The sequence below is a fragment of the Psychroflexus salis genome (assembly GCF_014640175.1).
Taxonomy (GTDB): Bacteria; Bacteroidota; Bacteroidia; order Flavobacteriales; family Flavobacteriaceae; genus Psychroflexus; species Psychroflexus salis.
This window is the reverse complement of the sequence record NZ_BMGL01000002.1, coordinates 16831-40604: the sequence shown is the minus strand read 5'-3', so window position 1 is coordinate 40604 and position 23774 is coordinate 16831. Positions and strand designations below refer to the sequence as shown.

At 34.2% G+C, this 23774-nt stretch carries 25 protein-coding genes; 15 read left to right on the top strand and 10 right to left on the bottom strand.

Annotated elements, in window-relative coordinates; all coding sequences use genetic code 11:
* Positions 1 to 88 precede the first annotated feature (88 nt).
* The 11 genes from IEV63_RS01415 (at position 89) to IEV63_RS01365 (ending at position 8899) form a co-directional block, all read left to right on the top strand.
* Complete coding sequence (locus IEV63_RS01415; RefSeq protein ID WP_188404976.1) at positions 89 to 463, top strand: SPOR domain-containing protein; 375 nt, start codon at positions 89 to 91, stop codon at positions 461 to 463.
* Between the two features lie 131 nt (positions 464 to 594).
* A complete protein-coding gene (locus tag IEV63_RS01410; protein WP_188404975.1) occupies positions 595 to 930 on the top strand; it encodes an arsenosugar biosynthesis-associated peroxidase-like protein in 336 nt (111 codons plus the stop codon).
* Between the two features lie 15 nt (positions 931 to 945).
* Positions 946 to 2001 carry an arsenosugar biosynthesis radical SAM (seleno)protein ArsS gene (gene arsS / locus IEV63_RS01405; RefSeq protein ID WP_188404974.1) on the top strand — a complete coding sequence of 352 codons (1056 nt, stop codon included), beginning with the start codon at positions 946 to 948 and terminating at the stop codon, positions 1999 to 2001.
* Positions 2002 to 2049: 48 nt separating this feature from the next.
* Positions 2050 to 2661 carry a rhodanese-like domain-containing protein gene (locus IEV63_RS01400; protein ID WP_229737146.1) on the top strand — a complete coding sequence of 204 codons (612 nt, stop codon included), beginning with the start codon at positions 2050 to 2052 and terminating at the stop codon, positions 2659 to 2661.
* Positions 2654 to 3280, top strand: a complete 627-nt coding sequence (locus tag IEV63_RS01395; RefSeq protein WP_188404973.1) for a TIGR04282 family arsenosugar biosynthesis glycosyltransferase — start codon at positions 2654 to 2656, stop codon at positions 3278 to 3280. Before IEV63_RS01400 ends, IEV63_RS01395 begins: the two co-directional genes overlap by 8 nt.
* 3 nt (positions 3281 to 3283) lie before the next feature.
* Entirely contained in the window at positions 3284 to 4096 is an 813-nt protein-coding gene (locus IEV63_RS01390) for a purine-nucleoside phosphorylase (RefSeq protein ID WP_188404972.1), read from the top strand.
* A gap of 546 nt (positions 4097 to 4642) precedes the next feature.
* The gene (gene lipB, locus IEV63_RS01385; protein WP_188404971.1) at positions 4643 to 5344 is read left to right on the top strand and encodes a lipoyl(octanoyl) transferase LipB; all 702 of its coding nucleotides are present in this window, start codon (positions 4643 to 4645) and stop codon (positions 5342 to 5344) included.
* Complete coding sequence (locus tag IEV63_RS01380) at positions 5337 to 6131, top strand: alpha/beta fold hydrolase (protein WP_188404970.1); 795 nt, start codon at positions 5337 to 5339, stop codon at positions 6129 to 6131. Before lipB ends, IEV63_RS01380 begins: the two co-directional genes overlap by 8 nt.
* Before the next feature lie 60 nt (positions 6132 to 6191).
* Positions 6192 to 7304, top strand: a complete 1113-nt coding sequence (locus IEV63_RS01375; protein WP_188404969.1) for an acyloxyacyl hydrolase — start codon at positions 6192 to 6194, stop codon at positions 7302 to 7304.
* Complete coding sequence (locus tag IEV63_RS01370; RefSeq protein ID WP_188404968.1) at positions 7301 to 8056, top strand: head GIN domain-containing protein; 756 nt, start codon at positions 7301 to 7303, stop codon at positions 8054 to 8056. Before IEV63_RS01375 ends, IEV63_RS01370 begins: the two co-directional genes overlap by 4 nt.
* A 3-nt stretch (positions 8057 to 8059) precedes the next feature.
* Positions 8060 to 8899, top strand: a complete 840-nt coding sequence (locus IEV63_RS01365) for an alpha/beta hydrolase family protein (protein ID WP_188404967.1) — start codon at positions 8060 to 8062, stop codon at positions 8897 to 8899.
* A gap of 123 nt (positions 8900 to 9022) precedes the next feature.
* On the opposite strand, the gene IEV63_RS01360 is transcribed toward IEV63_RS01365, so the two are convergent.
* Both IEV63_RS01360 and IEV63_RS01355 read right to left on the bottom strand, forming a co-directional pair.
* Positions 9023 to 9205: a hypothetical protein gene (locus IEV63_RS01360; RefSeq protein WP_188404966.1), complete on the bottom strand. Its 183-nt coding sequence runs from the start codon at positions 9203 to 9205 to the stop codon at positions 9023 to 9025.
* 126 nt (positions 9206 to 9331) lie between these two features.
* Entirely contained in the window at positions 9332 to 9508 is a 177-nt protein-coding gene (locus tag IEV63_RS01355) for a hypothetical protein (protein WP_188404965.1), read from the bottom strand.
* Positions 9509 to 10016: 508 nt separating this feature from the next.
* Between IEV63_RS01355 and IEV63_RS01350 the strand changes: the two genes are divergently transcribed.
* A complete protein-coding gene (locus IEV63_RS01350; protein ID WP_188404964.1) occupies positions 10017 to 12158 on the top strand; it encodes a S46 family peptidase in 2142 nt (713 codons plus the stop codon).
* Positions 12159 to 12220: 62 nt separating this feature from the next.
* Positions 12221 to 13471, top strand: coding sequence for a BaiN/RdsA family NAD(P)/FAD-dependent oxidoreductase (locus IEV63_RS01345; protein ID WP_188404963.1), 1251 nt, complete (start codon positions 12221 to 12223; stop codon positions 13469 to 13471).
* A 102-nt stretch (positions 13472 to 13573) separates the two neighbouring features.
* Here the strand turns inward: IEV63_RS01345 and IEV63_RS01340 are convergent, their stop codons facing one another.
* Entirely contained in the window at positions 13574 to 14050 is a 477-nt protein-coding gene (locus IEV63_RS01340; protein ID WP_188404962.1) for a TspO/MBR family protein, read from the bottom strand.
* A gap of 153 nt (positions 14051 to 14203) precedes the next feature.
* Here IEV63_RS01340 and IEV63_RS01335 point away from each other — a divergent pair, with 153 nt between their 5' ends.
* Complete coding sequence (locus IEV63_RS01335) at positions 14204 to 15289, top strand: diphosphomevalonate decarboxylase (RefSeq protein WP_188404961.1); 1086 nt, start codon at positions 14204 to 14206, stop codon at positions 15287 to 15289.
* A 27-nt stretch (positions 15290 to 15316) separates the two neighbouring features.
* Here the strand turns inward: IEV63_RS01335 and IEV63_RS01330 are convergent, their stop codons facing one another.
* The 7 genes from IEV63_RS01330 to IEV63_RS01300 form a co-directional block, all read right to left on the bottom strand.
* Complete coding sequence (locus IEV63_RS01330) at positions 15317 to 15748, bottom strand: hypothetical protein (protein ID WP_188404960.1); 432 nt, start codon at positions 15746 to 15748, stop codon at positions 15317 to 15319.
* A 241-nt stretch (positions 15749 to 15989) separates the two neighbouring features.
* Complete coding sequence (locus IEV63_RS01325; protein WP_188404959.1) at positions 15990 to 18041, bottom strand: alpha-ketoacid dehydrogenase subunit alpha/beta; 2052 nt, start codon at positions 18039 to 18041, stop codon at positions 15990 to 15992.
* A gap of 62 nt (positions 18042 to 18103) precedes the next feature.
* Complete coding sequence (locus IEV63_RS01320) at positions 18104 to 18469, bottom strand: four helix bundle protein (protein WP_188404958.1); 366 nt, start codon at positions 18467 to 18469, stop codon at positions 18104 to 18106.
* Between the two features lie 69 nt (positions 18470 to 18538).
* Positions 18539 to 19870, bottom strand: a complete 1332-nt coding sequence (locus tag IEV63_RS01315) for a dihydrolipoamide acetyltransferase family protein (protein WP_188404957.1) — start codon at positions 19868 to 19870, stop codon at positions 18539 to 18541.
* Between the two features lie 151 nt (positions 19871 to 20021).
* Positions 20022 to 20630 (bottom strand): acyltransferase, encoded by a 609-nt coding sequence (locus IEV63_RS01310; RefSeq protein WP_188404956.1) that lies wholly within the window; start codon positions 20628 to 20630, stop codon positions 20022 to 20024.
* A 53-nt stretch (positions 20631 to 20683) separates the two neighbouring features.
* Positions 20684 to 21052 carry a four helix bundle protein gene (locus tag IEV63_RS01305; RefSeq protein WP_188404955.1) on the bottom strand — a complete coding sequence of 123 codons (369 nt, stop codon included), beginning with the start codon at positions 21050 to 21052 and terminating at the stop codon, positions 20684 to 20686.
* Between the two features lie 65 nt (positions 21053 to 21117).
* Entirely contained in the window at positions 21118 to 21870 is a 753-nt protein-coding gene (locus tag IEV63_RS01300) for an enoyl-CoA hydratase/isomerase family protein (RefSeq protein ID WP_188404954.1), read from the bottom strand.
* Between the two features lie 157 nt (positions 21871 to 22027).
* On the opposite strand from IEV63_RS01300, the gene IEV63_RS01295 reads away from it, so the two are divergent.
* Positions 22028 to 23758, top strand: a complete 1731-nt coding sequence (locus IEV63_RS01295) for an energy transducer TonB (RefSeq protein WP_188404953.1) — start codon at positions 22028 to 22030, stop codon at positions 23756 to 23758.
* The last annotated feature ends 16 nt before the right edge of the window (positions 23759 to 23774 follow it).

Here is a 23774-nt window from a genome sequence, read left to right as displayed (position 1 = left end):
ATTTGTTAAAATCTAATTTATATTTTTTCTAAATAAGAAAATTCCTTGTTTCAAATACTTTGCTTTAAATTTGTATAAAAATATAGTTATGCATTTTTTCAAATTCTTTTTAATAATCTGCTTTACAGGAGTTACTTTAACTTCTCAATCTCAACATACTACAACAGATAAACAGGCCAAGCAATTAAAAGAATTAATCGAAATTAAAAAAGAGCTTACAAATTCTGATCAGTTGAAAGAATTTTATAGAATTCAATTGTATTCTGGAAGCTTAAAGGAAGCAGAAAGTCTTAAAAAAGATTTCGATACGGAATTCGAAATTTCTTCAACTATAAAATATGAATCTCCATATTATAAAGTATGGGTGGGCAACTATAGAACTCGCCTTGAAGCAGATCGAGCTATGCTACTTATAAATGAAGCTTTTGAGAATGCATTTATTATAAAACCTGGCAGAAACTAATTTCGTTCTACTTTTGTAAGCTTTTCTTTGTACATTCTACTACACTTAAAACACTATTAAATTAATCAAAACTTGAAGAGTTTTTCATGGTATATTTTTTACTATTGACATAAATTAAATAAAAATAAATAATGGCAGATTCTTATTACGATTCAAAAGACTTACGAAATTTTCCAAAAATAAGTGAATGGAGTGAAGAATTAGGCGAAAAATTCTTTGACTATTATGGAAAAGTATTCGAAAAAGGTGCATTATCTGAACGTGAAAAATCGCTAATTGCATTGGCTGTAGCGCACGTTGTTAAATGCCCTTATTGTATCGATGCATATACACAAGATGGATTACAACGCGGTATAACCAAAGAAGAAATGATGGAAGCTGTACACGCTGGTGCTGCTATTGAAGCTGGCGCCAACTTAGTGCATGCAACCCAGATGATGAAAAAATACAACAAATTAAGTCATTAAAAAGAAGTTTTGCCTATGGCTACCAAATCACTTTTAGCAAGAAATAAACTAATTGCAAAAGCTGAAAAACAGTTGGAGTATTTAGCCAACGGTATGTTTAAAAATGGGGAGTTACCTACTTTTCAAAAAAAGCTTCAACTAACTAATAATTTTCCGCTAAAGCCTAAGAAACTAGAAATCCTTCAACTAAATTTAGGTTATATGTGCAATCAAGTTTGCGAACATTGCCATGTAGATGCTGGCCCTGATCGCAAAGAAATCATGACCCAAGAAACCATGGAAGCTTGTTTAAAAGTGATTCAAAAAACCAATGCACATACGCTAGATTTAACTGGTGGTGCACCAGAAATGAACCCAAACTTTAGATGGTTTGTTGAAGAAGCGGCCAAAGCAGGAATTCAAGACTTTATTGTACGTTCTAATTTAACCATTATTCAAGCGAATAAGAAATACTACGATTTACCTAATTTCTTCAAAAAACACAAGGTGCATGTAGTCAGTTCTATGCCACACTGGACCAAAGGAAAAACAGATAAACAAAGGGGTGATGGTGTTTTTGATAAATCTATTAAAGCTTTACAACAACTCAACGCCATAGGCTATGGAATGCCTGAAAGTGAATTAAAGTTAGATTTAGTGTACAATCCTTCAGGCGCATTTTTACCTGGAAACCAAGCAGCACTTGAAGCTGATTTCAAAAAAGCGTTGTTCGAAGATTTCGGAATCCATTTTCATCAGCTATTTGCAATTACCAATTTGCCGATTTCTCGATTTCTCGATTATTTAATCGCTTCAGAAAATTATGAAGACTACATGTATAATTTAGTGGATGCTTACAACCCTGCTGCAGTAAAAAATGTAATGTGTAGAAATACGCTTTCTGTAAGCTGGGATGGCTGGTTGTACGATTGCGATTTTAACCAAATGCTAGAAATGAAAGTAGATAGCAAAGTTCAACACATTAGCGATTATGATGAAACTGAATTGCAAAATAGAGAAATTTGCATTTCTCAGCATTGCTATGGATGCACCGCTGGCGCAGGAAGTTCTTGCCAAGGAAATGTGGTATAAAATTATACATAATTAATTTATCTAATTATCTCTAAATTTAAGTAAAAATTGAAAATCAAATTACAAGAATTCCAAAGCTTAAAAGTAGACTTAACAAAGTGGTTTCAACTTAAAAAAACCAACTTTAATTTGTTGTTTAGGCCTATTTTTAAACGGTCTAAAGCTATTTGGTTTCTTGTTTTTTGTTTGTTTATGCTCAAAAATTCCTTAGCTCAAAACACCATCGACGAAGCCATCGAAAAATACAATTCCAATGCTGTAGAATACATTTCAGCTATACAACTTACTAAATTGCTTCAAAAAAAACCAAACATAAAATTGTTCGACACAAGAGCAAAATCAGAATTTAACGTAAGTCATCTTAAAAATTCAATATTTGTGGGGTATGACGAATTTCAGTTAGAAAAAATTCAACAAGAAATTCATAAAAACGATACAATCGTAGTCTATTGCTCAGTCGGCGTACGTTCTGAACAAATTGGAGAGCAGCTTCAAAAAGCAGGTTATACAAATGTATATAATTTATATGGTGGTATTTTTGATTGGAAAAACTCGAATTACCCCATTTATAATTTGCAAAACAAGGCAACCGACTCCATTCATGCCTACAATAAAAAATGGGGTGAATTCATTAAAAAAGGTATTAAAATATATGAGTAAGAACTTAATTATTGTTTTTACCCGAAACCCAGAATTGGGCAAGTGCAAAACCCGCTTGGCTACTTCTATTGGAAATAAAAACGCCTTAGAAGTATACAAGCGTTTGGTGGCACACACTTCTAAAACCATTCAACAAGTAAAAGTAGATGCCGTTGTTTTTTACACCGAAAAAATACAAAAAAACGATGCTTGGAACGATGATTTTTTTCAAAAGCAAATTCAAATTGAAGGACATTTAGGAGAAAAAATGCAAGCAGCTTTTGAATGGGGCTTTGCAAAAGGCTACGAAAAAATCTGCATTATAGGAAGCGATTTATTGGAGTTAAAAAGTTCAAACTTAACAAAAGCCTTTCAGCAGTTAGAAAAATCTGATTTGGTTTTTGGCCCCGCAGAAGATGGCGGCTATTATTTAATGGGAATGAAGAAAGTACATCCTGCAGCCTTCTTCAAAAAAGCATGGAGCACTAACACCGTTCTTCAACAAACTTTACAAGATTTACAAAATAAATCAGTTGCTTTTTTAAGCGAAAAAAACGATATTGATACCCTAGAAGATTTAATAAAACATCATGAATTTCATCGTTTTATTCCTCAGGAAATTTTAGTAAAACACAAATAAATTATGAAAGAAGATTTAACCATTACCACAACATATTTAAAAGAAAAAGGCTTCGACAAACCCGAAATTGGAATTATTCTCGGTACCGGTTTAGGAAAATTGGTAGAGCAAATCAATATCGAAAACGAAATTAGTTACAACCATATTCCGCATTTTCCAACTGCAACGGTGGAGTTTCATCAAGGTAAATTTATTTATGGCGAATTGGCTGGTAAAAAAGTGGTGGTTATGCAAGGCCGTTTTCATTTTTATGAAGGTTACTCTTTACAAGATGTTACTTTCCCAGTTCGCATCATGAAGGAACTAGGTATAAAAAAATTGTTGGTTTCCAATGCGGCTGGCGCCATCAACAAAAACTTCAAAAAAGGAGATTTAATGCTAATCGACGACCATATTAATCTTCAAGGCGGTTCGCCGTTAGCATTTAAAGGCATATCGCAATTTGGCGAACGTTTTGTAGATATGTCGGCTCCGTACGATGCTAATATGAATGCCAAGTTTAAAGAAATAGCCCAAAAAAACACCATCACCTTACACGAAGGCGTTTACGCTTCTGTTGTGGGGCCACAATTAGAAACCAGTGCCGAATATCGTTACTTAGGAATTATTGGTGCCGATGCTGTGGGAATGAGCACTGTTCCCGAAATTATCGTCGCCAATCACTTACAGCTTCCTGTGGCTGCCATTTCGGTGTTAACAGACGAATGCGACCCTGACAACCTAAAGCCAGTAAATGTGAAAGAAATTATTGCCATTGCCAATCAAGCTGAACCCCAATTGGTAAAGCTATTTAGCGAATTAATTAGAGATTTATAGGCTTTTCAGCAGCTTAAATTTCATTTTATTTTCAATTGATTTCTGTAGCCAAGAACCCGCTATTCATTTCAAGTCCGCAGCAGCCAAGCAAGATTTTTAAACCTTTTCAAGAGCTTCCTATCGGTCGCTTTTCAAAGCTAAAAAATCTAAGCTTTTCTACTTTACGGGCTTTCCATTGCTATCGGGGCTAGAAGTTTAATTCATGTTTAAGCTATAAGTAGAGCAAACGGAATTTAGTTATCCTTTAAAATTTACCTTGCTTTATATATTTCAATTCAACAAGACTAAAACATTTTTATAATTTTATTATTTACCAATGTGTCATGTATAAGAAAGTTTTGTCTTTTTTTTCTTGTAGCAACTTGTGCATAAATAGCCTGCCCTCAAGACGAAGCAAATGGTCTACTAAGGTTTATTAGATAACAATATAAGCTTATATAAAATTCATTGTTAGTGGTAAACTAGGCAAATTAAATTCAGTTAAAACCAATTTTAACATCTATCAAACCAAAACCCATCCCAACCAATTTTCGTACCTTTGTATTTATGAATAAGCAAATACAAGTGCTCGAACTCGGGCAAAAAGACTATAAAGCGACTTGGGATTTTCAGGAAGATTTATTCCAGAAAATTGTCAATCAAAAAATTCAAAACCGGAGAGAAAACAAAGCGCTTCCTACACAAAACCATTTGCTGTTTGTTGAGCATCCGCACGTATATACCTTAGGTAAAAGTGGGAGTTTATCTAATTTACTGCTCAACGAAGAGCAACTTATTCAAAAAAAAGCTACTTTTTACAAAATTAATCGCGGTGGTGATATTACCTATCACGGACCAGGACAAGTGGTTGGCTATCCCATCTTAGATTTGGAAAACTTTTTTACCGATATTCATAAATATTTACGTTTACTAGAAGAAATGGTGATTTTAACCTTAGCCGAATATGGAATAAAAGCTGAGCGAAGCCAGGGCGAAACAGGAGTTTGGTTGGATGTTGGAACACCATTTGCCCGAAAAATTTGTGCCATGGGTGTTCGCGCTTCGCGCTGGGTAACCATGCACGGTTTTGCTTTAAACGTAAATGTAGATTTGGGCTATTTCGATAACATCGTACCCTGTGGTATTCAAGACAAAGCCGTTACTTCTTTAAATATAGAATTAGGACAAACCGAAGTTAACATGCTTGATGTAAAAGCTAAACTTAAAAAACATTTCTTTCAGTTATTTGAAGCCGAAAAAATTGAATAATTCATTGCAAACCTTTTCTTACAAACAAACGCCTCTGTATTATCAAGATATAGGTAAAGGCAAAGTTATTTTGTTAATTCATGGTTTTTTAGAAAACCATAGCATGTGGAAAAATACAATTGAAAGCTTTTCTTCAAAAGCTAGGTGTATTGCACCTGATTTATTTGGGCATGGCAATTCGCCAGCTTTCGGCTATGTGCATAGCATGAAAACCTATGCTGAAGTGCTATCTAAGCTTATGCATCATTTACAAATTGAAGAATATGCAGTAATAGGTCATTCCATGGGTGGTTATGTGGCATTGGAATTGCTTCAACTTCAACCTGAAAAAATAAGCGATTTGGTTTTATTGAATTCTACTCCACTAGCCGACACTACCGAACGAAAAAAAGACCGTGAGCGTGCGATTCGTGCCATTCAAAAATTTCCTGAAGCCTTTGTACAAATGGCAGTTAAAAATTTATTCCTTCCAGAAAATCAAATTCGATTAGCTCAAGAAATCGATGAAGCTATTGCCGAAGCTAAAAAATGCAGTCAACAAGGAATTATAGCCACTTTGCAAGGTTTAAAAAACCGAATTAATCATGTGGAAAGTTTTGCAAAGGCAAACTGCAACAAATTAGTAATTGCTGGAAAAAAAGACCAAGTAGTTCCTTTTGAAAGTTTAAAAGATAGCATTAAAAATAGCCACGCAAAATTACTGAGTTTTAATGGCGGACACATGAGCCATTTAGAATTTTCTGAAGAATTAAATCTTGCACTTGCTCACTTTTTAAAGCTCAAATAAAGTTTTAAAATAACTGTATATTTAGCCCATTGTTAAAATTAGTAAAGCAGAAAAATAGCCATGCCTAAACTTCGTCTCTGGATATGTTTATCAGTTTTCATAACTGGAGTAAGTTTAGCAACATCGCAGGGAGAAAAAAACTTCTCAGATGCATTTCAAATCAATGCTTTATCGGGTTATATTTTGCACCATAGTCCAGACATTATTCATTTAATACAAGGGCCAACTCAAGGTTATATGGCTTCTTGGGAACGCCAAACCTATGGAAAAAACGAATGGGAAGAAGCTTATAATTATCCAAGTTTTGGAGCCAGTTTTATTAAACAAAACATGGGTTCGCCTGAGTTGGGAAGTGTGTACAGTTTACATGCAGATTATCGTTTTTTCTTTTTCAACAGAAAACTAAGTTTGCAAGTAGGCACGGGATTAGGATATGTAGAAAACCCGTTTCATCCAGACCGAAATCCTAAAAATTATGCATACGGAACCAACATTACAGGAAGTTTTTATGCGGGTTTACACTTTCGTAAACATCGATTATTCAAGACTCCATTAGGAATTCAAGTTGGTGCATTTTTAATACATTATTCAAATGGTAGAACAAAATCGCCCAACACCAGCACAAATAATTATGGTATTCAGCTGGGGATTAATTATGAATTAGAAAAAGAATCTCCAAAGTTTACAAGTGGACAAGTCGGTAATTTCAGTCCAGAAGCAGTTAAATTTAATTTTTCTTTCAGTTCAGGCATGAATGATTTTGGTATAATTGGTTTAAACAATAATCCATTTTATGTTTTTACCGCTTATGCCGATAAACGCTTCAACCGTAAGAGCAGCTTACAATTGGGTACAGAATTATTTTTAACACACTCGGTAAAAGAGTTTATTAAGTACCGAGCAATTGCCTTTGAAAATGATGGAAATATTACCGGAGACGAAGATTGGAAAAGGGTGGGCTTATTTTTAGGTCACGAATTATTTATAGGAAAATTAAGCTTAATTACCCAAGCAGGGTATTATGTGTATTACCCAATAAATTACAGCAAACAGTATTACACGCGAATTGGTTTAAAACGATACCTTAGCAACAATATTTTTGTTTCTGTTATGCTTAAAACACATCTAGCTAAAGCAGAGTCGATGGAATATGGAATTGGAATACGCTTATGATTAAAAAAATTACATCTCTGTTTTTATTATTTTGCATTTGTAGTTGTAGTCCAGATGCAATTGAAGATTGCTTTACAAGTGCTGGAAATAAGGAAACACGCGAAATAGAGTTAGCTGCTTTCGATAAAATTACTATCCGTAAAAATATCGAACTTCAAATTACCTATTCCGAAAATCAACAAATTAGTATTGAAGCTGGAAGCAAGAAATTAAACGATATAATCCTAAATTTAAAGGAAGATCATTTAGAGATAAAAGCTAATGATTTATGTGCATCTGGCTTCAAAAACCCACCTTATATTATACATTTAAAAACACCAAATTTAAAGGAAATAAGAAATTCATCGCAATTTAAAGTACAAAGTAAAAACACCTTACATTTCGACGAACTCACTTTAATTTCTGAAAATTACAATGATAATTCAGCCCTGGCTATTGGAGATTTCAACTTGGATTTAAACACCAACGAGTTATTTATTTCTCATGCAGGAATTTCAGATTTTTATTTAAAAGGTACATCTAATTACCTAAACATAGGCTTTTACACTGGTTCGGGAAGAATTTTTGGAGAATCTTTAGTAGCAAACAAAATTGATATTTACCATCGTGGATTTGGCGATGTGCATGTATTTCCTATTGAAGAAATTAGCGGCGAATTATTATCTACCGGAAATTTAATTTTGCACAACAATCCAATGCATATAGATGTAGACCGCCTTTTAACTGGACAAATTATTTTTAAAAACGAATAACCAATGCTTAAGACAAAACCATTTAATATCATTACCAAACATCAAAAAGAAGTATTTGGCGATGTTACTTTTCAAGAAAGCAAACAAGCAAAACCCATAGTTATTTTTTGTCATGGTTACAAAGGTTTTAAAGATTGGGGAGCTTGGCATTTAATTGCAGAAGCCTTTGCTCAAGCTGGATTTTTCTTTGTAAAATTTAACTTCTCACACAATGGGACAACTTCAAAAAATCCAAGTGAATTCACCGATTTAGAAGCTTTTGGTCAGGATAATTATACCGAGCAACTCGAAGACTTAAAGCTGGTAATCGATTATTTTGAAAGCAATAAAGAACTCGCTAAAGAAATTGACAGCACTCAAATTTCCTTAATTGGCCATAGCCGCGGTGGTGGAATTGCGCTATTAAAAGCAAATGAAGATCCGCGTATTAAGCAACTCATTACTTGGGCAGGAGTTTCCGATTTTGGCAACCGATTTCCCAAAGGAAATAAATTAGCCAAGTGGAAAGAAGATGGCGTATATTATATTGTAAATGCTAGGACCAAACAAAAAATGCCACACTTTATTCAATTTTATGAAGATTTCATGGCTAACCAAAAACGCCTTCATATTAAAACAGCAGCAGCTAACTTAAAAATTCCATTTTTAATTATACATGGTACACAAGATGAAGCCGTAAATGCTTTTGAAGCTGAAACTTTATTTAACACAGCTAAAAATGCTAAGATAAAATGGATTGCCAATGCCAATCATGTTTTTGGGATGGAGCATCCGTGGGAAGAAAAGAGTTTACCAAATGCTACAAAATTACTTGTTCAAAAATCGATAGAATTTTTGAGATGAGAAATACTCGAAGTATACATTTGACTCAAAGCTTATAAAAATGCTGTACCTTAAAAAAATTAAATAAAGCTAGTTCTACATGTAATAATCAATTATAAATCAAAATAATAATCAAAAAACAAATCAAATTTGTGTTGCCTTGTAGGTTACGATAAATTCACCTTCTTCATCAGAACCATCAAAAATAATATCCACGTTATCGTTATTGTTTGAAAAAGTAATTTCAACTTCTACAGGGTCATTATCAACAGTAAGTCTATAAATGTTGTTGTTTATTAAACTCCAAGTACCAGATAATTGTTCCACAAATACACAAGAAGCATCATCAATACCAATCTCATCAAGATCAATTTCAAAACTTATAAATGTAAGAGTTCCATCAGCATCGAATGAAAAAAACGGAATTGGATCGCAATTTTCAGTTAAAAATGATTAATCTGAAGTCTCTTCATTTCCGTTAACTAGGAAGCTTTCAAAAAAGTTAACTTCATAAATTTGCCACGTCCCAACTAAAGGTTGTTTGGATGAGCCATTATCATCATCACTATCGCAAGAAGATATGAACAAAACAAAAACAACAAGAAAAGTTAATCGAATAAAATTTTTCATTTTTATATTATTTTAAATATTTACACAAACATAAAAAAACCATCGAATTTAAGTACGCAATTCAATAAATTAGTAGAGTTTGAATTTTTATCAAGTTGAAATAAAAACAATAAATACGTAATTGGCTATTTGAACAATAATTCCAAATAAAATTTTTTCTTTGCACTTAGAAAATCACTTAACATACCTAGACTAGAATGAATCGAAGAAAACTTAAACAACAAAAGAATATACACATGAGTATTTTATTTGGGCTGTTTGTATTTTTGATTGTTTTCTTGTTTTATTTGGCTTATTTATTCATCAACCATCAACTTAAATTCGAACTAATTTATGGTATTTTACCCCTAGTAATAATTTCACTAGGCTTTATTCCTATTATTCAAATTATAAGAATTAATAAAAAATTGAAAAGCTAAAAGCTACTTTTTTCAGAATAAGCTAAAATTACCCTATTTTTGAAGTAAATTTTTCAAATAAACCTATTTTTTAAAAAACACCTACACTTATGAAATATATGTATCGTTTACTAATTTGCTTAATTGTATTTCCAACTTTTGCTCAACAAGGCGGGATGTGGCTTCCTTCCTTATTAGAAGGAATGAACGAAGAAGAAATGACAAGTCTTGGTGCGCAAATTACCGCAAAAGACATTTACGATGTAAATAATTCTAGCTTAAAAGATGCCATTGTGCATTTTAACGGTGGCTGTACAGCCGAAGTAATTTCTAATCAAGGTCTGCTACTTACCAATCACCATTGTGGCTTTGGGCAAATTCAATATCATTCTAGTTTAGAAAACGATTATTTAAAAGATGGCTTTTGGGCAATGTCTTTAAATGAAGAACTTCCCAACGAAAATTTATATGCCGAATTCATCATCAAGATAGAAGATGTATCTTCCCAAATGCTTTCGGCTATAAATGAAGATATGTCGGCCAAAGAGAAGCAATCTGCTTTAGATAAAAAACGTGCTGAAATTGAAAAAAATTTCAAAAAAGAAACTTGGCAAGACCTGCGCATCAAATCCTTTTACGGAGGCAATCAATTTTTCTTATTTGTTACTGAAAAATACGAAGATGTTCGCTTAGTTGGTGCTCCACCATCTAGCATTGGTAAGTTTGGCAGCGACACCGATAATTGGGTTTGGCCAAGACATACAGGCGATTTTTCAATTTTTAGAATTTATGCCGATAAGAATAATCGCCCAGCTAAATACAGCGAAGACAATGTGCCTTACCAACCCAAGCACTTTTTACCGATTTCGTTAGATGGCGTAGAAGAAAACGATTTTACATTGGTTTTTGGCTTTCCAGGAAGAACCAATGAGTATTTGCCAGCTGTTGCTGTAGAGCAAATTACCCAACAAGTAAATCCAACTAATATTGAAATACGTGAAAAAGCCCTAGAAATAATTGATGCGTATATGCAAAAAGATGATCAAATCCGAATTCAATATGCTTCAAAACAAGCTCGCATTGCCAATTATTGGAAAAAATGGAAAGGTGAAAACTTGGGAATTGAAAAAAGCAATGCAATTCAACAAAAAAAGGAATTTGAAAAACGATTTACTCGTGCAGTAAAAGAACAAAACAAAGTAGATGCGTATGGCGATTTACTTTCTACTTTTCAGACTCAATATGAAGCATTAGCGCCTTATGCCATTAAACGCTCTAACTTTTTAGAAGTATTTTTAACCAATAGCGATGTATTGAAAATCGCATTTCGTTTAAACCAATTGGTCGGTGCATCTAGCCAAGGAGAAGCTCAATTTGTAGAAGCACAGGGTGTAATTAAAAATATGTTCGAAGGAATTTACAAGGATTACAATGCACAACTAGACCGCGAAGTAATACATCAAATTTTGCCTTTATACGATGCAAATGTAACTAAAGAGCAAATAGACAAACTATTCGAAACTTCTTTGTTTATTCAAAAAGAAAGTGGTTTAGCTGCTTTGGATGGAGAGCTAAAAGTAGTTGTTGAAAGCATTCAAAACGATTTGCTATACCAAATGGCAAAACCCTATATTGATGAGTTTTATCAGGATTTGAATCCGAGTTATCAAAACTTAAAGGCCGAAATTGATGAAACTCAAAAACAATACATGAAAGCTCAAATGGATGTTTTACCAGAAGAACGCTACTTCCCAGACGCCAACTCTACTCTTCGCGTAACTTATGGAAAAGTAAACGGCTACCAACCTAGAGATGCGGTTTATTACCAACCTGTAACTTACCTTGAAGGTGTAATGGAAAAATATGTACCTGGCGATTACGAATTTGATGTGCCGGAAAAATTAATCGACTTATACGCTGCTAAAAACTATGGAAATTATGCCGATGCAAATGGAAAAATGCCTGTTAGCTTTATTGGTACAAACCACACTACAGGTGGAAATTCAGGCAGTCCTGCCTTAGATGCGCATGGAAATTTAATCGGTTTAAACTTCGATCGCGTTTGGGAAGGCACCATGAGCGATTTATTTTACGATCCCGAAATTTGCCGCAACATTATGGTCGATGCACGCTATATTTTATTCATTATTGATAAATATGGTGAAGCTTCACATTTAATTGAAGAAATGCAATTGGTACATCCTAAAGAAAAAAAAACTTCGAAGAAAAAGAAAAAGAAAAAGAGAAAATAAAAAACACTTAGAAAACTGGAATAGTATTATCAACTAAATCTTAGTATTGTAAAAAAATATTTTTGAAAGACATTCTCATCATCGGCGGTGGCGCAGCAGGTTTTTTTACCGCTATTAATTGTGCGCAGCAACATTCCAATTTAAAAATTGCTATACTCGAGAAATCGAAAAATGTATTGAGCAAAGTTAAAGTTTCGGGAGGCGGCCGATGCAATGTCACCCATGCCGAATTCGACCCCAACGAGCTCGCCAAAAACTATCCGCGGGGACATAAAGAATTGCGTGGTCCTTTTCATCAATTTGCAACTGGCGACATGATGGCTTGGCTGGCTGATGAAAATGTTCCACTAAAAATTGAAGAAGACGGTAGAATTTTCCCAGAAAGCGATTCTTCTCAAAGTATAATCGATGCTTTTTTAGAAGCTTGTAAGAAATTCAATATCGAAATAAAAACCCAATGTGGCGTTGAAGATGTTCAATTAACCGATGATCATCTCTGGAGAGTTACTACTAAAAATGATGCCTTTTTAGCTAAATACCTAGTTTTTGCTTCGGGAAGCAGCTTAAAAGTTTGGCAGCTTTTAAAAAACAAAAAGTATACAATTATCGATCCCGTTCCTTCTTTATTTACCTTCAACATCAAACATTCTTTACTTCAAAATTTAGCAGGAATTAGTTGGGAAACTTCTGTTGAAGTGATTGATGAACAACAAAAACTTTCCAAAAAACAAATTCAAAGTTTACAATCTAACGGACCGATGTTAATTACGCATTGGGGTTTAAGCGGACCTTGTATTTTAAAGCTTTCCGCTTGGGGTGCGCGAAGCTTTCATCAACTCAATTACCAATTTCAATTGAAGTTAAATTGGTTGCCTAAACTTACAGAAGATGAAGTCATGGCGCAAATGCTTCAACAAAAAAACACACACCCTAAACAGCAATTGGCTGCCAATCCATTATTCGGATTTCCAAAACGACTTTGGCAGAGTTTCGTTAACCAAAGTTCTATTTCAGCTGAAACAAAATGGGCAGACATTTCAAAAAAAGAAATGCAAATTTTGCAAAATTTATTAACCCAATCGGTATTCGATGTAAACGGAAAAAGCACCTTTAAAGAAGAATTTGTAACGGCTGGCGGAGTCGATTTAAAGCAAATTAACTTTAAAGAATTTAGTAGTAAACTTCATCCCAATCTGTATTTTGCGGGCGAAGTATTAAACATCGATGCCGTAACCGGCGGTTTCAACTTTCAAAATGCATGGACGGGCGGTTTTGTAATCGCAAAAAGTATTGCCTCTAAAGAAAATGAATAATTAAAAAAACACCCATCTCTAGTCTTCCCTTACTTCGACTTTGCTCAGCACAAGCTAGGGAAGAAAATTTAGTTATTTACAAATAGATGATTGGGTAAAACTTTAATTCAATCGCCAAATTTCAAAATTAAGCACGCTAGCAAACAATACCCAAAGTAAATATGGAATAAGCAAATACGCAGCGATGGGCTTTACCACCTTGAACCATTTAATGGTAAGTACAATTAAAATAAGTAAAGCAGCAATAACCAGCAACGCATAAAAGGGAGCTTCTAAACCAAAAAACACTACCGACCAAGTTAAGTTAAGCAACAATTGGAAACCAAAATGATACATCGCTGTTTTTACCCATGCATGATAAGTTCCTTTTGACCAAACTAAACCAAAGGCAATTCCCATTAACACATATAAAGTAGTCCAAACCGGACCAAATAACCAATTGGGCGGATTAAAACTCGGCTTGTTTAAAGTAGTATACCAATCGTTTACACTACTTTGTGTAGCAATTGCTCCCAAAAACCCAACCAGTAGGCAAATTAATACGCCAACACCAATGCGAATAAATAATTTTTTCTTCATGCACCATTTCTTAGAAAGGCTTAAAATAGAAATTTATTTCACACCTTCAAAATCAATTCTACTTTCTAAAAATAAAAATCATCTTGCAATTACATCTAGAAAATTGCTTTTAAGTAGTAAATTCGTGTTTATAATTTATGAATAAAAAACAGGATGGATTTCGAACAATTTAAGTTTCTAAAAACAAATCAACTGCCCCAAAAAATAGAATTAAAATCTACTTCACCTAGCAATATTGCCTTGGTAAAATACTGGGGAAAAGCAGATATTCAAATTCCTAAAAACACATCAATAAGCTTTACGCTTTCCAATTGTTATACAGCTACGCAACTACAATTAGTAGCTAAAACCAAAGTAGAAGAAAAAACCCAAATTAAAGTAGAGTTAGATGGTGTAAGCACGCCAAGTTTTCATCCTAAAATTGAAAAATTTTTAAAATTAATCGAAGAATATTGCCCGTATGTAAACCACTACCATTTTAGTATACAAACCCAAAACACCTTTCCACATTCTAGCGGAATTGCATCTTCAGCTAGTGGAATGAGTGCCTTAGCCATGTGTTTAATGCAGTTAGAAAAAAAGATAGACCCAGAAGTTTCTCATGACTTCATATTAAAAAAAGCTTCCTTTTTAGCACGATTAGGTTCTGGTAGCGCAAGCCGAAGCATTCAAGGAAAACTCATGCTCTGGGGAAAACATGCCCAAGTTAATGAAAGTTCAGATTTGTATGCCATCGCACTCAAGCAAGACCTTCATCCTATTTTTAAAGACTACCAAGACAGCATTTTATTGGTAGATAAAGGACAAAAAAAAGTAAGCAGTACTTTAGGTCATAGTTTAATGAATGGCCATCCTTTTGCCGAAAAACGTTTTGAACAAGCCCAACATAACTGTAGTGATTTATTAGAAATCTTAAAATCGGGTAATTTAGAAGCCTTTATGACTTTAGTTGAATCTGAAGCTTTAACCTTGCACGCCATGATGATGAGCAGTCGGCCCTATTTTATGTTGATGACGACCAACACCCTCGCTGTACTCAATGCCATTTGGGAATTTAGAAAAACCACCAGAATCCCCGTGTGCTTTACCTTAGATGCTGGTGCCAATGTTCATTTGTTGTATCCTAAGCAACACCAAAAAAATGTGGTTCATTTTATAGATCAATCGTTAAAACAATACTGCGAAAATCAGCAAGTAATTCACGACGAAGTAGGAAAAGGAGCAGAAATAATTGAATAAAACTATATTCTAGTTATAATTCTTTGATTATTCATAATAAGCTACCTGTCTTGCATCTTCGTAAAATGCTTCGGAATATCTTACTATTAAATTTACCAATTTCTGAACATCGGCTGGCTGAACATCTTCTATGTCTATTTGATGAATTTTCGCATTTTCGGTAAGAGATAGTTTTTCAGCTTCGTGTTTGATGTGAGTTATGCTACCAAATTCTAAACTAATTTGCGATGAAGTATTGATACGCATCAAAATTCTACTCTTATTGTATTGCACGTAGGCTTTATACCAAAAATTTCTAGAAATAAGAATTACCGAAATTAAGGTTGAAAACAGATAAAAAATATAAGCATCTTCGTGTTCTCTAAATAAGAAGTAGGATCCTAATAATAATACAACCAAGCCAAGAACGGGAAGATAATACCATTTAGACAATAGGTTATCAAAATGAATGCTTTTCATCTTAAAAAAGTTTAATCAAACTTATTATTTAAAATTTTAGTTAGCAAATATTAATTTGAAATTAGACAAGTTTTGTTTGCGTGAGGGATGCGAATGAAAATCCCACAGCTTTTAACTTAGCAAAATTTTGGTATTAAAGCGATTTTATGAGCTTTACTACCAATTAGTTTTGCTTAGTTGAAAAAGCGAGGAATTGCAATGGACAGCCCGACCCCGATGTAAAAATCGGGGAAACGCCCTACTAATAATTTAATAACTCATCAATCTTAACTTTCACCTTCTCCGTACTCGGAATCATGGTTTGTTCTAAAGTTGAATTTAACGGAATGGCAGGCATGTTTTCTGAACCAATTGTCATGACGGGCGCATCTAAATTGGGAAAGCAGTGTTCTTGAATTTTTCCGCTTAAGGCGCGAGCAAAAGAATTATCGGAAGGTTCTTCTGTAACCACTAAACATTTTTTGCATTTTTTTACCGACTTCATGATGGTTTCTTCGTCTAAAGGATGCAGGGTGCGTAAATCTACAATTTCAATTTGCTCTTGTAAACCGAGTTCTTGCGAAGCATTCATCGCCCAATGCACGCCCATTCCGTAAGTAATAATACTTAAGGTTTCCTGCTCATCTTGTGGCCAAATTTCCTGTAAAACCCAAGCTTTGCCAAAAGGCAATACATAATCTTCTGCAGGTTCTACACTGGTTGCGCCTTTGGTGCCAGGTACTTTACTCCAATACAAACCTTTGTGTTCAAAAATAACTACCGGATTAGGATCGTAATACGCTGCTTTTAATAATCCTTTTAAATCGGCTCCGTTACTAGGATAAGCAATTTTAAGTCCACGAATATTCGTTACTACACTTTCTACGGAAGAAGAATGGTAAGGACCACCACTACCGTAAGCTCCAATCGGCACCCGTAAAATCATAGAGATTGGCCATTTTCCATTGGATAAATAACAACTTCTACTCACTTCGGTAAACAATTGATTGAGTCCTGGCCAAATGTAATCGGCAAATTGCACTTCGACAATGGGTTTTAATCCAACTGCAGACATCCCAACGGTAGAACCTACAATAAATGCTTCTTGAATGGGAGTGTTAAAAACTCGATGATCGCCAAATTTCTGAGCTAAGGTAGCGGCTTCGCGAAAAACGCCACCAAGTCTGCCACCTACATCTTGACCATATAGCAAACATTCTTGGTGTTTTTTCATCAATTCTTCAATAGCAAACAAAGCCGAATCGACCATCACCACTTTTTCTGCTCCTTTGGGTGAACGTTCTCCTTTTTCTTCAGTAATCGGCGTTGGTGCAAAATCGTGGGTAAATAAATCTTCTGGTCTTGGATCTTCGGCCGCTAGGGCTTCAACATAATCTTTAGCTACTATATCTTTTGCTTCAGCTTCTATTTGGTGTATTTCTTTTTCGGTAAATCCATTTTCTAGAAGTGTTTTTTTGAGTTTTGGATAGGGATCGCGAAGTTTGGATTCTTCTAAATCATCGCGATAAAATTCCATTCGTACTCCAGAAGTGTGGTGATTCAATAATGGACATTTAGCATGTACTAAAAATGGACGGCGTTCTGTTCTTACAGTATCCAAAACCTTTTTGAATTCTGTATAGGATTCTTCAAAATCAGTTCCATCAATGCTAATGGCTTCTAATCCATGAAAACCTTTGGCATATTCAAATGCGTCTTGTGCCCGTGTTTCTTCTGCATTGGCCGAAATATCCCATCCATTATCTTGTACTACATAAATAATTGGTAATTGTTTTAAAGCTGCCATTTGTAAAGCTTCAGCAATTTCGCCTTCAGTAACCGATGCGTCACCAAGGGAGCAAACCACCACAGGTGCTTTATCTACTTTTTTAAAACCAGACTCCTTTTTTTCTATATAAGAAAATCCTAAAGCTGCACCAGTTGCTGGAATGGCTTGCATACCCGTAGCCGAACTTTGATGTGGAATTTTAGGTTTATCATCATCGCGTAAACTAGGATGCGAATAATAGGTTCTTCCACCCGAAAACGGATCGTCTCTTTTGGCTAAAAGCTGCAACATTAAATCTTTGGGTTGCATGCCAATAGCTAGTAAAATAGAATCGTCTCGGTAATACGGATACACGTAATCTTGTGGTAATAGCTGCATTCCTACAGCCGTTTGAATCACTTCGTGACCACGAGAAGTAGCGTGCACATATTTAGAGACTACTTTGAAGTTTTCTTCGTATAACTCAGTCATAGATTTCGCCGTAACTAAGTTTTTGAATGCTTTTTTGAGTATATTTTTATTCATTTATTCTATGTTTTTTGAATCAAGAATCACGACTTTTTGAGCCATGACTAAAGTTATTAAAATTAGCTTTCAGATTCAAGTTTATCAATAAGGTTTGAAATTTTACTCTTTAAGGCTTGTACATTATTCTCAAGTTTCAAGAAATCTTCTTCTGAAATAAACTTTTGACGAAAACAAACTACCAATTGGGTTTCCCATTCAAAAGCTGAACCTAAACTATCACTTAAATACTTTATAAAATGTGTGTTTGTTCTCTTGCTAGACCCTTCGGCAATATTTGATGCAATTGAAACAGATGAACGATTCATTTGAGAGCACAAACCAAATTTTTCATAATCAGGAAGTGAAGAAGTAAGAATGTAGCTTTGATCTATCAAATCCATTGCTTCTTGCCAAATCAATAACTTTTTAAAATTGTGTCTTCTCATATCATTTTTTTATTGTAAATCTATTTGTCTTGTTTCAAAATGTCTTGTTTCAATCTATTCATTATAAAACTAATAGTTCTCCAAATAATCTGCAATACGTCTTAGAAAGCTACCGGCTAAAAATCCATCTACAATTCTGTGATCGAATGAAAGTGATAGGTACATCATTTGTCTAATTTCAATTTCATCGCCATCTTCATATTCAATTACTTCTGCTCGTTTTTTAATGATGCCCGTTGCTAAAATAGCAGCTTCTGGCTGATTAATAATCGGTGTTCCCATTAAACTTCCGAAAGTCCCAACATTAGATATGGTAAACGTACTTTCCTTAGTTTCATCACTGGTTAATTTATTATCTCTTGCTTTGGCTACCAATGCATTTACATTTTTAGCCAAAGTTTCTAAGTCTTTTTGATCGGTGTTTTTTACAACTGGAACAATAAGATTACCACTAGGTAAGGCTGTTGCCATACCGATATGAATTTGATCTTTTACAATAATTTCATCGCCGTCTAAAGATGAATTGATTTTCGGAAAATCTTGAATGGCTTTGGTTACTGCTTGTATAAACAAAGGTGTAAACGTAAGCTTCTCCCCTGTTTTCTCTTGAAAAGGTGCTTTATTTTGGTTTCGCCAATTCACCAAGTTGGTTAAATCGGCTTCTACATAAGCGGTTACATGTGGTGAAGTATGTTTTGAAAACACCATGTGGTCGGCAATCATTTGGCGCATGCGATCCATTTTGATGCGTTCTCCTTTGCCTTTATCAAATTGTAAATCAGGCACTTGAAACCCTGGGTTTGTTTCTGCTACTGGCTGAGCAAATTGTGCTGGTCTGCCTTCTTCTAAATACTTAAATATATCTGATTTTTGAAGACGATCGTTTGCACCGCTTGCTGGAATTCTAGCTAATTCTTCGTAACTAATATGATGCTCTTTTGCTATTTTTTCGACTAGTGGGGAATAAAAGTGATTACCTCGGTTGTTTGATTGCCAAGCAGAAGTTTGCACTTTTGCATCTTGATTTGGCTTTGCAGCATTCGTCTTTTTCTCTGGGTTTTTAGGCTTTTTAGCACTTGAAGAATCTTCCGATTTGGCATGTATTGATTCTTGAGATTGAGCATTTGGCGCTGTAGCTTCAGATTCTTCTAACACAGCAATTATTTCACCTATTTTTACAATATCGTGTGCATCATATTTGGTTTCAATCAGCTTTCCTGAAAACGGAGCGGGAACTTCGTTATCTACTTTATCGGTACCTACTTCAACTAAAATATCGCCTTCATTAAAGCTTTCACCTTCATTAATCAACCAATTTAAAATCGTTCCTTCGGTAATGCTTTCTCCCATTTTGGGGAGTTTGAATTCTACTGATTTTGTTTTTTTATCTTGATTACTCATTTTTTATTATTTCACGCTAAGCTGCACGCCTTTCATCTGGCAGGCTGAGGTACAAAGCTGTTCTTAATATTCATTTTCTCGCTAAGACGCTAAGGCGCTAAGCTATTTTAATTTTTCAACTCTTTCTATTCAAAACTCAATCTAAAAGTCTTCACTCATCATCTTCTCGGATAAAATCATTCAAAGTTTGATAAAAATTTTCTTGTTTTGGTCGGTTTTTGGGAATCTCCCGAAGTGGCTCGACTTCTTCTAAACTTTCATGGCAATCGGCTGGTAATTGTTGATATAATTTAGTTCCTGCTGTTTTCCAAGCGATCATATCATCAGAAACTTTTTTAATTACTTTGGCTGGATTTCCAACCACTAAACTCCGATTTGGAATTTTAGTTTCAGCTTTTACAAAAGCCATGGCACCAACAATAGATTCGTTACCAATTTCAGCATCGTCCATAATTACGGAATTCATCCCAATTAAGCAATTTTCGCCTAAATTGGCTCCATGAATTATAGCTCCATGACCTACATGCGCTCCTTTTTTAAGCACAATGGACTTCCCCGGAAACATATGTACCGTACAATTTTCCTGTACGTTAACTCCATCTTCTAAAATAATTTCACCCCAATCACCACGTATTGCAGCACCTGGTCCAACATAACAATCTTTCCCAATGATAACATTTCCCGTAACTGCAGCTTGTGGATGCACAAAGCTCGATTCGTGAATTACTGGTATGTGGTTTTTGAATTTGTAAATGGCCATTAGTTGGTAGCTTTTAGTTGGTAGTATTTAGTTGGTAGTTAGTAATTAAATAATTATTTACTTTCTAAATGTTTCTTTAGAACAGATAGCATTTTATTAATTTCAACGAGGAAAACTCTGTTGGTTTCATACTCATCAAATGTAATATAATTTCTTTTGTAGGCTTTAGTAGTTGCTGAAACAAACTCCCTACTCCTATCTCTTGCAATTCTTAAATAATTCAAAAAGCTTGCATCTGAACTTCCTGAGCCTTCCGCTATATTGAATGCAATAGAATCTGAAGCTCGTGCAAATTGTGAAGAAAGTCTGTAATCTTCAATTTTAGGAAATTTGCTTATTTGATGATAAACTATTTCACCAAAATCCATCGCTTTCTGGTAAACTTTCAAGTCTTCAAAATTAAAATGATATTTACTTTTCATGATTTTTCAGATAAAATGTTAAATATAAAAAACTACTTTCTACCAACTAAAGACTACTAACTAAACTATTTAAATCTCTTCAACTTCTCCTTTGTAAATGTACTCAGTACCAATTTTCCGCTAATTTTAGCACGTTCGGCCAATAAATCATCCCAATCTTCTGTGCCACGCCAAAACATTTGCTTCATGTGTTGCACTGCTTCTGGATTATATTGACATAGATTTTTAGCCATTTCGGTTACAGCTTCGTCTAATTCTTCAGTAGTTTCAAAAACTTTTGTGAACAATCCTTTTTGCATCGCCCATTCAGGTGAATAAAAAGAATTGGCGTCGATAGCAATTTGCGACATACCGCTAACTCCTAATTTACGCTGTACGGCAGGACCAACTACAAAAGGACCAATGCCAATGTTCAATTCACTTAATTTAATGGATGCGTATTTTGTAGCCATACAATAATCCATTGCTGAAGCTAAACCTACTCCGCCACCAACAGTTTTACCTTGTACTTGACCAATAATAAACTTCGGACATTTACGCATGGCATTGATTACATTGGCAAATCCGCTAAAAAATTTTTCGCCGGTTTGTTCATCTTCTATAGCAATTAATTCTTTAAAACTAGCTCCAGCACAGAAGGTTCGGTCGCCACCCGATTTAATTACTATAACCAAAACATCCTTATCCTTTCCCATTTGGGTGATGGTTTCAGCTAATTTAGCTAGGATATTACTTGGTAGTGAATTGTGTGCTGGATGAAAAAATTCAATTGTAGCAATCTGGTCTTTTATATCATGTTTTACGTAAGCTTCAGACATATTTTATAGTTTAATTTCTAAATCGTTTTCGAGTGTTTCAAAACTAACAATTGTTAGGCTTATGCACAAAACTTTAGGATTTTAAAATGATGTGTAGCCTACACAAAATTTAAGAAATTTTTATGTTTGTGTTTTACAACAATAATGGCTCTCTGTTATGAACAAAAACATCATTTTATTATTTAGCTGTATTTTACTTATTTTTGATAGTACTCAAGGACAAAAAATTGAAGCTCATCAAAAAATACACGAAAAGAATATAAAAATCGGTAAAACATTATACCAAGATGCAGATGAAGAATTTAAAACGCTAGTGAATATCTTAGTTGAAGATTTAAATGAAAAAGTGCCAGAAGATGAATTTTACAAAACCAGAGCATTTTTAAATGTGCTTGCCACAAAAGAGCCATCTAGCAAGTATGCCAATCTATTTAGTCAATACAATGTTTCTTACGAAACTTATTTGCAGAATTTAAAAAAGGGGTTTACAGAAAATATAACTCAGCTTTCTGACGAAGAAGAAAAAGTATTCCAAGCTTTTGTAGTTGAAGCTGAATCGTTTTTTGAAAAAGAACAAAAACACAAACCCATTGATAGCAAACACCTAAAGCTAGATCGAGATCAATATGAAATTTTATCTTTAAGAAGCTTCTATAAACTAAAAGCTTATACTGTGGTTGCTGCAGAATATGGCTGGTTAGACTATGCCAAAGAAGATTTACCATATCTAAAATCAGATTATGATTATTATCTTGACAAAATGCTTACTACAAGCGTGTTAAATAGCAATAGTAGAACTGAAAAAAAACTAACCAAAGAAAATTATCGTTTTGTAAAATCTCCTGTTTTTGAAGGTTGTGACCCAAACTTAGCAAACCAAGAACTAGAAGATTGTACACAAGCAAAAATCAGAGCTTTTTTTAATGCTAATTTTGATACGAAACAAGCTCAAGAAATCATGGACAAAAATAATTTTATGTTTTTTGTTCATTTTGATATCGACAAAAATGGAAAAATTAACAATATACAAGCTTATACCCCAAACAAAAAACTAGATGCATTAGCTAAAGAAACATTAGCAAAATTACCTACTTTAAAACCAGCAAAAAGTAATGGAGAAGCTGTAGCCTATAATTATGTTCTGCCATTTGGTTTTGGAAATGAAGTAAATGACATTTTAGCTATGACAAATTCTAAACTAAGCGTTCCTGTTTATCCGGGTTGCTATAAAAAGTTGAATAATGACCAACTAAGAAATTGCATGAACGAGAAAGTTTCTGCTTTTTTGAATGAAAGCTCGCTATACAATGAAGCTAGCAAAGTTTTAGGTCAAGGTACTTACATGGCTTATGTACGTACATTAGTTACGAAAAAAGGTAAGGTTAAAATTGTAAAAACAGTGAGCAACGAACCTAAATTAATTCCTATTGTGGAAGAAGTAATTGCTGGTTTACCAAAAATGAAGCCTGGATTACAAAATAGCAAAGCAGTTGGAGTTATTTACACAATACCAATTAATTTAAAAATTGAAGACACAAACTCCACTACCCTACAAAAAGCACCCATATTTCCTGGCTGTGCTATGGATTTAAATAATACAGAGCTATATGATTGCATGGATAAAAAAATCAGAAATCATTTTAGGCAAAAAATGGCTAAATCTGAACTTACCGATAGTTTAGTTCCCGGAAATTACTCAACACAAATCAATTTTAGTATTTCAGAAAAAGGAAAGATTACAGCTTCAGATTCACATGGAAATGATGAAGAATTCAATAGTATTGTCGAAGAAGTAATAAGTGGCCTTCCAAGTATTTTTCCTGCAAAATCCATTAACAATAAGGCTATTGAAAGCCAGTACTGCATGACATTTTCTTTTCAAAAGTAGTAAACACTCTTTGTAA

What these genes read in the sequence shown, in the direction of transcription:
- IEV63_RS01335 (WP_188404961.1), top strand. Translation starts at nt 14,204, where the DNA reads ATGGATTTCGAACAATTTAAGTTTCTAAAAACAAATCAACTGCCCCAA.
- IEV63_RS01325 (WP_188404959.1), bottom strand. Translation starts at nt 18,041, where the DNA reads ATGAATAAAAATATACTCAAAAAAGCATTCAAAAACTTAGTTACGGCG.
- IEV63_RS01355 (WP_188404965.1), bottom strand. Translation starts at nt 9,508, where the DNA reads ATGAAAAATTTTATTCGATTAACTTTTCTTGTTGTTTTTGTTTTGTTC.
- IEV63_RS01410 (WP_188404975.1), top strand. Translation starts at nt 595, where the DNA reads ATGGCAGATTCTTATTACGATTCAAAAGACTTACGAAATTTTCCAAAA.
- IEV63_RS01320 (WP_188404958.1), bottom strand. Translation starts at nt 18,469, where the DNA reads ATGAGAAGACACAATTTTAAAAAGTTATTGATTTGGCAAGAAGCAATG.
- IEV63_RS01415 (WP_188404976.1), top strand. Translation starts at nt 89, where the DNA reads ATGCATTTTTTCAAATTCTTTTTAATAATCTGCTTTACAGGAGTTACT.
- IEV63_RS01305 (WP_188404955.1), bottom strand. Translation starts at nt 21,052, where the DNA reads ATGAAAAGTAAATATCATTTTAATTTTGAAGACTTGAAAGTTTACCAG.
- IEV63_RS01300 (WP_188404954.1), bottom strand. Translation starts at nt 21,870, where the DNA reads ATGTCTGAAGCTTACGTAAAACATGATATAAAAGACCAGATTGCTACA.
- IEV63_RS01310 (WP_188404956.1), bottom strand. Translation starts at nt 20,630, where the DNA reads ATGGCCATTTACAAATTCAAAAACCACATACCAGTAATTCACGAATCG.
- IEV63_RS01375 (WP_188404969.1), top strand. Translation starts at nt 6,192, where the DNA reads ATGCCTAAACTTCGTCTCTGGATATGTTTATCAGTTTTCATAACTGGA.
- arsS (WP_188404974.1), top strand. Translation starts at nt 946, where the DNA reads ATGGCTACCAAATCACTTTTAGCAAGAAATAAACTAATTGCAAAAGCT.
- lipB (WP_188404971.1), top strand. Translation starts at nt 4,643, where the DNA reads ATGAATAAGCAAATACAAGTGCTCGAACTCGGGCAAAAAGACTATAAA.
- IEV63_RS01370 (WP_188404968.1), top strand. Translation starts at nt 7,301, where the DNA reads ATGATTAAAAAAATTACATCTCTGTTTTTATTATTTTGCATTTGTAGT.
- IEV63_RS01395 (WP_188404973.1), top strand. Translation starts at nt 2,654, where the DNA reads ATGAGTAAGAACTTAATTATTGTTTTTACCCGAAACCCAGAATTGGGC.
- IEV63_RS01295 (WP_188404953.1), top strand. Translation starts at nt 22,028, where the DNA reads ATGAACAAAAACATCATTTTATTATTTAGCTGTATTTTACTTATTTTT.
- IEV63_RS01315 (WP_188404957.1), bottom strand. Translation starts at nt 19,870, where the DNA reads ATGAGTAATCAAGATAAAAAAACAAAATCAGTAGAATTCAAACTCCCC.
- IEV63_RS01330 (WP_188404960.1), bottom strand. Translation starts at nt 15,748, where the DNA reads ATGAAAAGCATTCATTTTGATAACCTATTGTCTAAATGGTATTATCTT.
- IEV63_RS01350 (WP_188404964.1), top strand. Translation starts at nt 10,017, where the DNA reads ATGAAATATATGTATCGTTTACTAATTTGCTTAATTGTATTTCCAACT.
- IEV63_RS01390 (WP_188404972.1), top strand. Translation starts at nt 3,284, where the DNA reads ATGAAAGAAGATTTAACCATTACCACAACATATTTAAAAGAAAAAGGC.
- IEV63_RS01365 (WP_188404967.1), top strand. Translation starts at nt 8,060, where the DNA reads ATGCTTAAGACAAAACCATTTAATATCATTACCAAACATCAAAAAGAA.
- IEV63_RS01340 (WP_188404962.1), bottom strand. Translation starts at nt 14,050, where the DNA reads ATGAAGAAAAAATTATTTATTCGCATTGGTGTTGGCGTATTAATTTGC.